Here is a 12,590-nt window from a genome sequence, read left to right as displayed (position 1 = left end):
ATTAAGGTTTAAATGTGATATTTATCATTTTTATTTGTATTAAAATGTGTATTTTTGCAATCTTAATTCAATCTAAATAAGATTTGCAAACAACGATAAATTCTCTCAAAAAAGGCGAAAAGGCCATTATAAAAGACTTTGACATTGATACAGTTCCATTAAAATTATTGGAAATGGGTTGCTTACCGGGCAATCTGGTAGAATTACTTCAAATTGCTCCTTTTGGCGATCCTTTATATTTAAACATCAATGGTTCACACGTTGCTATCCGATTGGAAACTGCCCGTGAGATTGAAGTTGAAATACTAAAAACCAATTTATAATGACCAATCAAAATATCAATGTTGCTTTAATTGGAAATCCTAACACCGGAAAAACCTCTGTTTTTAATCAATTGACGGGTTTGAATCAACAAGTAGGGAATTACCCTGGAATTACCGTTGAAAAAAAGATGGGTTTTTGCAAATTACCCAATAACATCAAGGCTAATATCTTGGATTTACCGGGAACCTACAGCCTAAATGCCAGTTCGATTGATGAAAACGTTGTCATTGAATTATTACTGAATAAAAACGATAAATTATACCCTGATGTAGCCCTTGTAGTTACGGATGTGGAGAATCTAAAACGAAATTTATTACTTTTTACCCAAATAAAAGACCTTGAAATTCCAACCATATTAGTCATCAACATGGCCGATAGAATGAAATTCAAAGGAATTACGCTGGATATTCCGTATCTTGAAGCGCACTTAAAAACAAAAATTGCGCTGATCAGTTCGAGAAAAGGTTTTGGAATTGATGAACTAAAAAAATTGATAGTCAACTACAAATCCCTTTCGAATGAACCCTGCTTGAATGCCTCAAGCATTGATCCGGAATATTTTAATACTTTAAGAAAAACATTTCCCAACCAGCTCTTGTATAAATTATGGCTGGTCATTACTCAAGACGTCAATTTCCTGAATTTAGACCGAAATGAAATCCGAAATTCATTTACTAAATCGCATTCGGATCTAAAGCGTTTGCAACAAAAAGAAACCATAAAACGCTACCAATTCATCAATGACGTCTTGAAAACAGGATTAAAAGTCGATGAGACAATTGCTAAAGATTTTCGCAGCAAACTGGATCGCGTCCTGACTCACAAGATTTGGGGTTATGTGATTTTCTTCATGATTTTGTTTGTTATTTTTCAATCTATTTTCGAATGGTCTAAAATTCCAATGGATTTCATTGACGGTACCTTTGCTACAATAAGCGCTCTTGCTGCCGAGCAATTACCGGCCGGCGTTTTAACCAATCTAATTTCGCAGGGAATAATTCCTGGAATTGGAGGTATTTTGATCTTCATCCCTCAAATTGCTTTCCTATTTATGTTTATTTCAATTCTTGAAGAAAGCGGTTACATGAGCCGAGTTGTTTTCCTGATGGATAAAATTATGCGTAAATTTGGATTATCAGGGAAAAGTGTAGTCCCACTTATTTCCGGTACGGCCTGTGCGATTCCGGCAATTATGGCAACCCGAAACATTGAAAACTGGAAAGAACGATTGATCACCATCCTGGTCACCCCATTCACGACCTGCTCCGCCAGATTACCTGTTTATGCCATAATCATTGCTCTGGTAATTCCGGATACTCGTGTTTTGGGTTTTCTGAACATGCAAGGAATGACCTTGATGCTGTTGTATCTTTTGGGTTTTGGAACGGCTATTTTTTCAGCGTACATTTTGAATAAAATCCTTAAAATAAAAGGAAAAACATACTTTGTGGTAGAAATGCCCAATTATAAATTACCGCTTTTCAAAAACGTAGGTATTAATGTGATCGAAAAAACAAAAGCCTTTGTTTTTGGTGCCGGAAAAATCATACTGGCTATTTCTATAGTTTTATGGTTCTTAGCTTCGTACGGACCAGGAGAAAAATTCAATGATGCAGAAACCATTGTCACTGAAAACACCAAAAATAATCCGTTGCCTGAAGCTGAATTTGAGAATGCAGTGGCCTCCCAAAAACTGGAAAACTCTTATATCGGAATCATGGGAAAAGCCATTGAACCTGCTATTTCTCCTCTGGGTTACGACTGGAAAATAGGAATTGCCATCATCAGTTCCTTTGCCGCCAGGGAGGTTTTTGTGGGAACATTAGCCACTATTTACAGTGTGGGTGGTAGCGATAATGAAGTCACTATTAAAAATAAAATGGCTGCCGAGATTAATCCGGTTACCGGAGAAAAGGTTTTTAATTTTGCTTCCGGAATATCACTATTACTTTTTTATGCTTTTGCTTTGCAATGCGCCAGTACACTCGCCGTTACTAAAAAAGAAACCAATTCCTGGAAATGGCCGGCAGGACAATTGATCTTTATGTCCGGATTTGCGTATGTTGTTGCTTTAATTGCATACCAAATTTTAAAGTAATCACACACTACAATGGTTTTAAAATCACTCGTATGAGTGTGGGTGAAAAAAGCTAAAATTTAAAAAAATTAAAATGCAGATCTTAGCCTTTTGCCGTGCGATTTGATTACTTATTAAATAACTCCAAGTTGGATAAACAATTTGCGAATTAGCAGCAAAAGAAATTAAGAAGATCAAGCAAAATAGGATAAAGCACTTGGTTATACATGCTTTTAAGACTCATAAATTTAATTCCTTTATGAGAACTAAGTAATAGGAACGATATATTGTCACATATTATAATGTCAAACCTTCAATAAAGACTGAGGTTGAGTTAAAAACAAATACGACATTATTTTAATCTCATTACTTATATGTCAACAAAAGTTAAAATGTCAAATTTTTATTATTTTTAATTTGTCTAAATAAGATTTAGGTTCTACATTTGCAGTGTAGAATTAATCTAAATAAAAATGAAAAATATTATAATTATCGGCTCGCTATTAATTACGTCCGTTTTGTTTGCACAAGAAAAGGAACTTACAAAAACTCAAAAAGATAGTATTGAAAGTTTAAACGAAGTTATTATTACCACCGATGCGATCATTGGAAGTAAATTTAAAGCCAAAAATAAAGCCGGATCAACATATTTTATCTCTCCAAAAGAATTAAAAACCTTTAATTATGATGATGTTTCCAGGATTCTAAGAACCGTTCCCGGCATCAATATTCAGGAAGAAGAAGGGTTTGGACTCCGCCCAAATATTGGTATGAGAGGAACCAGCCCAGATCGTTCGAGTAAAATTACACTAATGGAGGATGGCGTTCTAATAGCACCTGCTCCTTATGCCGCTCCTGCCGCGTATTATTTCCCAACAGTAAACAGAATGCAGTCTTTCGAAATTGTAAAAGGAGGAAGTCAAATACAATACGGTCCTTATACTACCGGCGGCGCCATCAATATGGTTTCTACTCAAATCCCAAATCGTTTCAAAGCCCGAGTTGTAGCCAGCATTGGTAGTTTCAATACCAAAAAAACATACGTAAATATTGGAGATGAACGCAAAAATTTTGGTTACGTTTTAGAATACAACAACCGAAATTCAGACGGATTTAAAAAAATAGACAACAGTTCTAAAAACACCGGTTTTCAGGGAAATGATTATGTTGCTAAATTTAGAATTAATACGGATCTCGATGCCAAAATCTTTCAATCCTTAACCGCTAAAGTCCAGTTTGGCGAAGATTTTGCCAATGAAACTTACCTTGGTTTGACCGAAGACGATTACAACAAGAGTCCTTACAGAAGGTATGCCGGATCAAATGAAGATTATCTTGATACGGAGCACAAACAAATCATGTTGACCCATTTTATTCAACCCTCAAAAAATTTCAACATCACCACAAAGGCCTACAAGAATGATTTTGCCAGAAATTGGTATAAACTTGATGCCTTAAAACTTGGAACTACAAAAGTAGGAATCAATTCTATATTAATTGATCCAATAAAGTATAATGCGGAATATTTAGCTTTAACAGGAGCTAATAACACTGCTGATAATGCTTTATTAGTTAAAGCCAACAATAGGATGTACGAGGCCAAAGGAATCCAATCAGTAGCCAATTATAATTTTGCAACAGGAGCGCTGAAACACGATTTTGATTTTGGATTTCGCTACCACGAAGATTATGAAGATCGCTTTCAATGGGTTGACGGATACGCCATACAAAATGGAGTGATGAATAGAACTTCAAACGGAACTCCAGGCACAGATGCAAATAGGATTACCTACGCCGAAGCAATTGCCGCTCATGTGCTTTATACGATTACCTATGACAAATTTACGTTCTCGCCAGGAGTCCGATATGAAAATATCAATTTAGAATCGATTAATTACGGGAGCAACGATATTACAAGAACCGGTACAAATATCGTAAATGCAAATAACCGTTCTGATGTTTGGATACCGGGAATGGGAATTCTGTATAAAATAAATGAAGATTACAATGTGTTTACGAGTGTTCACAAAGGGTTTTCTCCTCCGGGCGCTAAAGTTGGAGAAGATGCCGAAAACAGTATCAACTCAGAACTGGGTTTTCGCTTTCAAAAAAATGCCTTTTACGGAGAATTGATTGGCTATTACAATGATTTTTCTAATTTACAAGGTTCGGATAACATGTCCGGTGGCGGAACTGGAACTGGAGATTTATTCAATGCAGGTGCTGCAATCGTAAAGGGAATTGAATTTTTGGCCACGTATGAAATCCTGAAAAATTCAGAAAAAGGATATAAACTACCGCTTAGCTTTTCCTATACTTTGACGGATACGAAATTAAATAGTAACTTTAACAGCCCAATATGGGGAAATGTAACACGTGGAGATGAGATTCCGTACATCGCCAAAAATCAATTTGCTCTGACTGCCGCTTTCGAAACAGAAAAATTCAATTTGGCCATCAGTGGAAAATATGTAGATGCGTTTAGAACATTGGCAGGAACGGGAACTATTCCGTCCCAAAACAAAGTAAACAATAATTTTATTGTAGATTTCTCAGCAAGATACCACCTTAGTCAAAAAGTGAGCCTGATGTCGAATATCATTAATTTAATGAATGAAAAGTATGCCGTTTCAAGAGTTCCAGCAGGATTAAGACCTGGAATGCCTTTTAACATCAATTTTGGAATTATGGCACAGTTGTAAAAAACTTTCTCATTGGTTTAACTCAAAAAAGCAACCTCTTTTGGTTGCTTTTTCTTATTTTTACAATATGGATATTCAAGAAATTTTAGCTTTTTTTGCCCTTGGAATAGCACTTGCTTTTTTGATTAAAAAATTCTTCCTCAAAAAGAAAAAATCAGATAAAAATTGTGGCAGTGGTGGTGATTGCGGCTGCCATTAAAATTTTATTTCGTATTTAAACGTTAAAAAAGAGCCCATGTAAAATGTTTGGTAGTAGTCTGAACTATCTTAAAAAACAATAAGTCTGTGCTTTCTTTAAAATATAAAAAAAGTGCGGTACTTTAATAGAATGAATTTTTAGACTCAATATCAACTGTTTACGTTTGTATGTTTTAGAAAATGTTTTCAAATTTGAACTTGTATCTAATTTGACTTTGAACATGATTTTAGTTTTATCCCTACAAAAATTGAAATTATGGTACTATTATGAATTAGTAATCCGTATGCGATTAGACCATCATAATTTTAACAAAAATCTGATATATAAGTTATATATATTTAATCCCAATGAAAATATTTTTCATTTTGCTATAGTGATATGCAGTCATTCAGTAGTGATATAAAAAGTTATTTTAAATACCCAATTTTCACATAGTATTCACTCGGGTTGATTTTGACACCTTCTTTTGGATACGGAAGAACACTATAGTTTTTTATGTTTTTTTGCTTTTTAGGCAAATATTTAGAAAACCACTCTTTATTTTCGTTTTCGTTTTTCATCGAAAAAACCAATATCTTGTTTTCAATTAATTTTGAATCTTTGTAAACAGAAACGACTCCAGAAACTTCCCCTTCCCAAATACAAGTAACCCCTTCCGGACAACGGGAATCTGAAGAAATCGATTTTAGAACCAACTGAAATCCTTTTTGATTGGGACATATTTTCTGATGTATTGTACTGTATTTGACCTTTTGGGATTTTGGGATTTGCGCCAAAACTGCACTGCTGATAATCATACAAAGGAATACTACTGACTTTTTCATAAACGCGGTTTAAAAGATAAAGCTACGCTTCTTTTTAATAACAAATGGCAAAAATTAAAAACCCTATCCCAAAGCCACATCCAGAACCATCATCATTATAAATCCGCCAACAAATCCCAGTGTGGCAATATCCGTATTTTTATCCTGTTGTGTTTCCGGAATCACTTCCTCTACCACAACAAAAATCATTGCGCCTGCGGCAAAAGCCAAAGCGTACGGTAAAATTGGGGTAAAAAACGTGACTGCAAAAGCGCCTAAAACAGCAGCAACAGGTTCTACCAAAGCTGATGATTGTCCGTACATAAAGCTTTTTCTTCTACTCATTCCCATACGCCGCAACGGCATGGCCACGGCAATACCTTCGGGGAAATTCTGAATTCCAATACCAATGGCCAAGGTAACAGCTCCCGCAATGGAAGCCTCCGGAATCCCGGCAGCCACTCCCCCAAAAAGAACCCCTACGGCCAATCCTTCAGGTATATTGTGCAGTGTAATTGCCGAAACCAGTAATGTAGTACGCTGCCAAGGCGATTTAATTCCCTCCGTAACTTTAAAATTAATGTGAAGATGTGGCAATACTTTATCAATCCCAAAAATGAACAAGGCACCAAGAAAAAAACCAAAAGCTGCGGGAATCACTTTTTGAAAACCTTCGCCGCCGGTCATTTCTATAGCTGGAGCCAATAAACTCCAAAAACTTGCAGCAACCATTACGCCCCCGGTAAATCCGAGCATTCCGTCCAGTACCGTCCGGTTCATGGTTTTAAACAAAAAAACAAACGAGGCTCCTAAAGCCGTAAGAAACCAAGTGAATAAACTCGCGTACAAAGCGGCTAATATTGGGTCGATACTCGTGAAATAATCTACTACAGATTGAAACATAATTATTTGATGTATATATTACTGGCTATTTTATTTGAAACCGTTATTTCTTTTGTTCCAACCCGAATTCTCAAAGAGGAATCAAAACTTTCCTTTTCGATAATTTCAATTTGGGAACCCAAAGCGATTTCTTGTTTGTCTAAATATTTTAAAAAATCAGAAGATGTATCTTTGACACCCACACAAATCCCGATTTGGTTTTTCTCGAATTCAGAAAGCAGTTGTTTGTCTACTTTTATAATTCTTCCGTTAGCATCCGGAATCGGATCTCCATGTGGATCTTCAGTGGGATTTCCCAGAAAATCATCTAACTTATTGATGAGTTTTTCAGATTTGATGTGTTCCAATTGTTCCGCAAGATCATGCACTTCATCCCATGAAAAATCTAATTTTTCAACTAAAAAAGTTTCCCAAAGCCGGTGCTTTCGAACAATCATTTTAGCGGCTAATTGTCCCTGATCAGTAAGGGAAACACCTTGGTATTTGATGTAGTTGACTAACTCTTTTTCGGCGAGTTTCTTGAGCATATCGGTAACGGATGACGCCTTGATTTCTATTTTTTCGGCAATCGCATTGGTGCTGATATCCACCTCTGAAACAGCCGTAAGGTGGTAAATGGTCTTGAGATAATTTTCTTCTGAAAAGGTCATGCTATGTTTTTTGAATACTCTTTTTAAATTTTAATACAAATCAATTTATTGATTTCTTCTTGAAGACTTCTCACTAAACCAATTAAGTTATTGATACAAATGTAATTAAAAAATTGGTTTTGCAAAATATAATTTTTAGTTTTGCCTAAATTTAATTTAAGCATTGTGAAAAAATTATGTTCATTATTAGTTTTCCTTATGTTTCACTTTGGCTACGGCCAAGAAAAAACAAATCTTTCTGGATTTATTTCATCAGAAAAAAAAGGGGTTTCGGAGGCTCGAGTTTTTTTAATTGGAACAAAATACGCCACCCAAACGGATAGTTTAGGAAATTACAGTATAGCGAATATTGCTGAAGGGAATTACAAAATACAAATTGTTGCAGAAGGTTTTCAAACTTTAAAAAAGAATATAACGGTCAAAATTAATGAAAACACTATTCTGGATTTGGAACTTTCAAATAATGAAAACCAACTTAACGAAGTTGTGGTTTCCGGAACTTTAAAACCCGTAAAAAGACTGGAAAGTCCCGTTCCTGTCGAGGTTTATTCCCCAATATTTTTCAAGAAAAATCCAACGGCCAGTATTTATGAAGCATTACAGAATGTAAATGGTGTTAGACCACAGCTTAATTGTGGCGTTTGCAATACGGGCGACATTCATATTAATGGGCTTGAAGGTCCGTATACTTTAGTTCTAATTGACGGAATGCCCATCGTGAGCAGTTTATCGACGGTGTACGGATTATCTGGAATTCCGAATTCACTGGTGGAACGAATCGAAATCGTAAAAGGTCCCGCTTCGTCTTTATACGGCAGTGAAGCCGTGGGCGGTTTGATTAATATCATTACCAAAAACCCAACAAACGCGCCCCTATTTTCCGCGGATGTGTTTTCTACTTCTTGGTTGGAAACCAATGTTGATTTAGGCGTAAAACTCAATGTTAGCAAGAAAGCAACGGCACTTTTAGGTTTAAATTATTTTAGCTACAATCAAAAAATAGACAACGATGGCGACAATTTCACTGATGTTACCCTTTCAGACCGAATTTCCCTTTTTCAAAAATGGACTTTCAACAGAAAAGAAAACCGTTTGTTCACTATTGCGGCGCGTGGGGTTTATGAAGACCGTTTTGGCGGCGATGTGCGTTGGGAGAAAAAACACCGTGGCGGAGACGAGATCTATGGCGAAAGCATTTATACAAAACGAGCCGAATTAATAGGAAGTTACCAATTGCCTTTTCAGGAAAAACTGATGCTATCCTTTTCAGGAAATGTACATTTTCAAGACAGTCGCTACGGGACAACCAGTTATATTGCCAATCAAAAAATTGGTTTTCTACAATTGACTTGGGATAAAAAAATAGGGAGAAATGATTTACTAACCGGAATTGCTACCCGATACAATTATTACGATGACAATACACCGGCAACATTAAAACAGGGAAATAACAATCCCGAGAAAACCTGGCTGCCGGGAATTTTTGTTCAGGACGAAATTACATTTACCGAAAAACACAAGATACTCTTGGGACTGCGTTACGATTACAACTCGTTTCACGGAAGTATCTTGACGCCAAGAATTGCCTATAAATGGAAATTGAACGATAATAATATTATTCGACTGAACGCCGGAACAGGTTTTAGAGTGGTAAATTTATTTACCGAAGATCATGCTGCCTTGACTGGCGCTCGTGAAATTGTAATCGTAAATAATTTGAAGCCGGAACAATCCATCAATGCTAATTTGAATTATATCAAGAAAATAAATTTTGATAACGGAACCTTTATTGGCATTGAAACTTCCTTTTTCCATACCAGATTCAGTAATAAAATTGTTTCGGATTATGTTACTGATCCCAACCAAATCATTTATGACAACATCAATGGCTATGCGATAAGTCAAGGAATCAGCATGAATATTGATATCAATTTTCCTAATGGATTAAAAATTATCACCGGTGCTTCTTTGTTAGACAACAAAAACGTTCAAAATGGCCTAAAAGAAACACCTTTTCTAACCGAAAAATTTACTGCAACCTGGAGTGCTTCCTATAAAATTCAAGCTATCGATTTAAATATTGATTACACCGGAAATCTATACAGCCCTATGCGACTCCCACTTTTAAGCGCTTTAGATCCCCGTGCTCCAGAATCACCTTGGTACAGTTTACAAAACATTCAATTCACCTATTCTGGTTTTAAAAACTTTGAATTTTATGCCGGAATTAAAAACCTGTTAAACTTTTTGCCTAAACAAAATAATCCGTTTTTAATTGCACGAACAAATGATCCTTTTGATAAAAATGTAACCTACGACACAAACGGACAAGTATTGGCAACGCCTGAAAACCCGTATGGGTTGACGTTTGACACGACGTATGTGTATGGACCCAATCAAGGAATCAGAAGTTTTTTCGGAATCCGATATACCTTGAGATAATGAGAAAAAAACTTTTCATACTGTTGCTTTTATGCTGTGCGATTCCCGCTGGATTTGCGCAGTTGCATTCGGTTTCATTCGAAAAAATAGACAGTTTGCAAAATAACAAAAAGAGAAAAACGATTGTTTTCATTCAAACCGATTGGTGCTCGTTTTGCCATGCCATGAAAAACACCACTTTTAAAAACAAGGAAATTATTACCCAGCTCAATTCTAATTTCTATTTTATTGATTTTAATGCCGAGGAAAAGCGAACGGTTATTTTTAACAAAACCAGTTTTCAATATAAGCCGACTGGAAATAATTTTGGAACCCATGAGCTCGCAATCGCATTAGGAACAGTAAATAAGCAACTGAACTTTCCTGTTTTGTGTGTTTTGAACAGTGAAAATGAGATTATTTTTCAGCACAACGGCTACTTAAACCCAAAAGAATTTAAGCTGATTTTAGCCAAACTAAAAGAATAAAATTGTCTATTTTTGAGGAAATGTCAAATTCTCAAATGAAACACTTCGATTACATCTTTACCGGCGCAGGATTATCGGCTTTGATGACCGTGTATAAAATGGTCCAATCTGGTAAATTCCGAGATAAAAGTATTTTGTTATTGGATGAAAATACCAAAAAAACAAACGACAGAACCTGGTGTTTTTGGAAAACTAACGATTCACTTTGGGAACAATCTATTTCAAAGAAATGGGATTCGGCATTGTTTGCCAATTCAGATTTTCGACGAGATTTAGACTTGAAACCCTACCGCTACAATATGGTGAAAGGGTTGGATTTCTATAATCAGGTATTTGATTTGCTTTCAAAACAAGAAAACATCACGTTCATCAACCAGAAAGTTTTGGAAATCGAAGAATCCGAAACCATAATTATGGTACAAACCGAAAGCGAATCCTTTTCCTGCTCCAAGTTGTTCAACAGCATTTACAACAACAAAAAAGCAGAAAACCAGACAAAATATCCTGTTTTACAACAGCATTTTATAGGTTGGTTTATCAAAAGTGAGCAAGCTGTATTCAATCCCGAACAAGCTACTTTCATGGATTTTTCGGTGGAGCAAAAAGGAAATACCCGTTTTATGTATGTGTTACCTACTTCCAAAACTGAAGCTTTGCTGGAATACACGTTGTTTTCGCACAAACATTTAAAAACCGAGGAATACGAAAACGAAATCCAGAAATATATCGAAAAACTTGGGATTACAAACTATGAAATCGTCGAAAAAGAGCAAGGCAGCATTCCCATGACGTGTTATCCTTTTTGGAAAGAAAATACGAAAAACGCAATCAACATAGGAACTGCCGGTGGTTGGACGAAAGCTAGTACGGGCTATACTTTCAAAAATTCGGATAAAAAATCAACAGAATTGGTTGCCTTTCTACAAAGGGAAACCGACTTTACTAAGTTTCATAAAAGCACTAAATTCTGGTTTTACGATTTACTTCTGTTAGACATCTTAGACCGAAAAAATGAATTGGGTTCTTCTATCTTTTCTTCGATGTTCAAAAAAGGAAATCCAACTTTGATTTTTAAATTTCTGGATGAGGAAACTTCTTTTATTGAGGACATTACTGTTATCCTAAAATGCCCAAAAATGCTATTTATAAAAGCTATTTTTCATGTGGCTTCAAGAGCAATGAAATAGAAATCAAACTATAACAAAACTTTATAATTCAACTTCTATACTTGATTGTAAACTTTGTAACTTTGCAACTTGAAATTAGTATTTATTTAAAATAAAAAAGATATGTATCCAGAAGAAATGGTAAAACCAATGCAAGAGGAATTAACCGCTGCAGGTTTTCAAGATTTACATAGTGCAGAAGCAGTAGAGAACGCAATGAAATTAGAAGGAACAACACTTGTAGTTGTAAATTCGGTTTGTGGTTGTGCTGCCAGAAACGCACGTCCGGGAGCAAAAATGAGTTTGGATGGCGCTAAAAAACCAGACCATTTAATCACTGTTTTTGCAGGAGTTGACAAAGATGCAGTTGATGCTGCGAGACAACATATGTTCCCTTTTCCTCCATCATCGCCAAGTATGGCTTTGTTCAAAAACGGAGAATTAGTGCACATGCTAGAGCGTCACCACATTGAAGGTCGCCCGGCAGAACTAATTGCTGAAAACTTAAAAGATGCGTTCAACGAGTATTGCTAAAAGTTCTATTATACAATACATTAACCCTTTCAGAGTTCTAAACCCTGGGAGGGTTTTTTATTTATAAACAACGTAAACTTTGTATAATTTTTTTATTTGGAGCTTTTTCCAGCTATTAGTTACAATCTTTTTTTCCGCTAAAAAGCGGATAAAAAAGGATTTTTACTACTATCTGGGCTAGAAAAATTTAGGATAGAAAAAGAGGTGTATCTTTGATAAGATTAAATAGTTAGGCCAATGTTAATCAATAATATTAAAAAACGACAAAAAATAAATTATGAAATATTACAAACAGCTATTCTCAATTTTCACTATTCTCTTAC

At 35.6% G+C, this 12,590-nt stretch carries 11 protein-coding genes; 8 read left to right on the top strand and 3 right to left on the bottom strand.

All coding sequences use genetic code 11. From position 1 onward, the window contains the following. The first annotated feature begins 83 nt into the window (after positions 1 to 83). The 4 genes from EKL95_RS03590 to EKL95_RS03575 all read left to right on the top strand — a co-directional run bounded on the left by EKL95_RS03590 (position 84) and on the right by EKL95_RS03575 (position 5,302). Positions 84 to 323, top strand: a complete 240-nt coding sequence (locus EKL95_RS03590; protein WP_126457695.1) for a ferrous iron transport protein A — start codon at positions 84 to 86, stop codon at positions 321 to 323. Continuing rightward, complete coding sequence (feoB, locus tag EKL95_RS03585) at positions 323 to 2,422, top strand: ferrous iron transport protein B (RefSeq protein ID WP_126457696.1); 2,100 nt, start codon at positions 323 to 325, stop codon at positions 2,420 to 2,422. The genes EKL95_RS03590 and feoB overlap by 1 nt, the downstream gene beginning before the upstream one ends. A 452-nt stretch (positions 2,423 to 2,874) precedes the next feature. Then, positions 2,875 to 5,103: a TonB-dependent receptor family protein gene (locus tag EKL95_RS03580; protein ID WP_126552767.1), complete on the top strand. Its 2,229-nt coding sequence runs from the start codon at positions 2,875 to 2,877 to the stop codon at positions 5,101 to 5,103. A 67-nt stretch (positions 5,104 to 5,170) separates the two neighbouring features. Beyond that, a complete protein-coding gene (locus EKL95_RS03575; RefSeq protein WP_126457698.1) occupies positions 5,171 to 5,302 on the top strand; it encodes a FeoB-associated Cys-rich membrane protein in 132 nt (43 codons plus the stop codon). Between the two features lie 407 nt (positions 5,303 to 5,709). Here the strand turns inward: EKL95_RS03575 and EKL95_RS03570 are convergent, their stop codons facing one another. The 3 genes from EKL95_RS03570 to EKL95_RS03560 all read right to left on the bottom strand — a co-directional run bounded on the left by EKL95_RS03570 (position 5,710) and on the right by EKL95_RS03560 (position 7,658). Continuing rightward, positions 5,710 to 6,126 (bottom strand): hypothetical protein, encoded by a 417-nt coding sequence (locus tag EKL95_RS03570; protein WP_126563564.1) that lies wholly within the window; start codon positions 6,124 to 6,126, stop codon positions 5,710 to 5,712. Between the two features lie 63 nt (positions 6,127 to 6,189). Continuing rightward, positions 6,190 to 7,008, bottom strand: coding sequence for a ZIP family metal transporter (locus tag EKL95_RS03565; RefSeq protein ID WP_126563563.1), 819 nt, complete (start codon positions 7,006 to 7,008; stop codon positions 6,190 to 6,192). 2 nt (positions 7,009 to 7,010) lie between these two features. Then, positions 7,011 to 7,658, bottom strand: coding sequence for a metal-dependent transcriptional regulator (locus tag EKL95_RS03560; RefSeq protein ID WP_126457701.1), 648 nt, complete (start codon positions 7,656 to 7,658; stop codon positions 7,011 to 7,013). A 198-nt stretch (positions 7,659 to 7,856) separates the two neighbouring features. Between EKL95_RS03560 and EKL95_RS03555 the strand changes: the two genes are divergently transcribed. The 4 genes from EKL95_RS03555 to EKL95_RS03540 all read left to right on the top strand — a co-directional run bounded on the left by EKL95_RS03555 (position 7,857) and on the right by EKL95_RS03540 (position 12,267). Further along, positions 7,857 to 10,100, top strand: coding sequence for a TonB-dependent receptor (locus EKL95_RS03555; protein ID WP_126563649.1), 2,244 nt, complete (start codon positions 7,857 to 7,859; stop codon positions 10,098 to 10,100). Continuing rightward, complete coding sequence (locus EKL95_RS03550; RefSeq protein ID WP_126563562.1) at positions 10,100 to 10,567, top strand: thioredoxin family protein; 468 nt, start codon at positions 10,100 to 10,102, stop codon at positions 10,565 to 10,567. Before EKL95_RS03555 ends, EKL95_RS03550 begins: the two co-directional genes overlap by 1 nt. Positions 10,568 to 10,602: 35 nt before the next feature. Beyond that, entirely contained in the window at positions 10,603 to 11,754 is a 1,152-nt protein-coding gene (locus EKL95_RS03545; protein ID WP_126563561.1) for a lycopene cyclase family protein, read from the top strand. 102 nt (positions 11,755 to 11,856) lie between these two features. After that, positions 11,857 to 12,267 carry a BrxA/BrxB family bacilliredoxin gene (locus EKL95_RS03540; RefSeq protein WP_126552775.1) on the top strand — a complete coding sequence of 137 codons (411 nt, stop codon included), beginning with the start codon at positions 11,857 to 11,859 and terminating at the stop codon, positions 12,265 to 12,267. The last annotated feature ends 323 nt before the right edge of the window (positions 12,268 to 12,590 follow it).

It is taken from the genome of Flavobacterium sp. LB2P53 (assembly GCF_003970305.1).
Classification (GTDB): domain Bacteria; phylum Bacteroidota; class Bacteroidia; order Flavobacteriales; family Flavobacteriaceae; genus Flavobacterium.
The sequence above is the reverse complement of the archived record's forward strand: the minus strand, read 5'-3'. Positions and strand labels throughout refer to the sequence as shown.

Excerpts from the sequence above, each read along its gene's own strand:
- feoB (WP_126457696.1), top strand. The coding sequence starts at position 323 with ATGACCAATCAAAATATCAATGTTGCTTTAATTGGAAATCCTAACACC.
- EKL95_RS03580 (WP_126552767.1), top strand. The coding sequence starts at position 2,875 with ATGAAAAATATTATAATTATCGGCTCGCTATTAATTACGTCCGTTTTG.
- EKL95_RS03575 (WP_126457698.1), top strand. The coding sequence starts at position 5,171 with ATGGATATTCAAGAAATTTTAGCTTTTTTTGCCCTTGGAATAGCACTT.
- EKL95_RS03570 (WP_126563564.1), bottom strand. The coding sequence starts at position 6,126 with ATGAAAAAGTCAGTAGTATTCCTTTGTATGATTATCAGCAGTGCAGTT.
- EKL95_RS03565 (WP_126563563.1), bottom strand. The coding sequence starts at position 7,008 with ATGTTTCAATCTGTAGTAGATTATTTCACGAGTATCGACCCAATATTA.
- EKL95_RS03560 (WP_126457701.1), bottom strand. The coding sequence starts at position 7,658 with ATGACCTTTTCAGAAGAAAATTATCTCAAGACCATTTACCACCTTACG.
- EKL95_RS03555 (WP_126563649.1), top strand. The coding sequence starts at position 7,857 with ATGTTTCACTTTGGCTACGGCCAAGAAAAAACAAATCTTTCTGGATTT.
- EKL95_RS03550 (WP_126563562.1), top strand. The coding sequence starts at position 10,100 with ATGAGAAAAAAACTTTTCATACTGTTGCTTTTATGCTGTGCGATTCCC.
- EKL95_RS03545 (WP_126563561.1), top strand. The coding sequence starts at position 10,603 with ATGAAACACTTCGATTACATCTTTACCGGCGCAGGATTATCGGCTTTG.
- EKL95_RS03540 (WP_126552775.1), top strand. The coding sequence starts at position 11,857 with ATGTATCCAGAAGAAATGGTAAAACCAATGCAAGAGGAATTAACCGCT.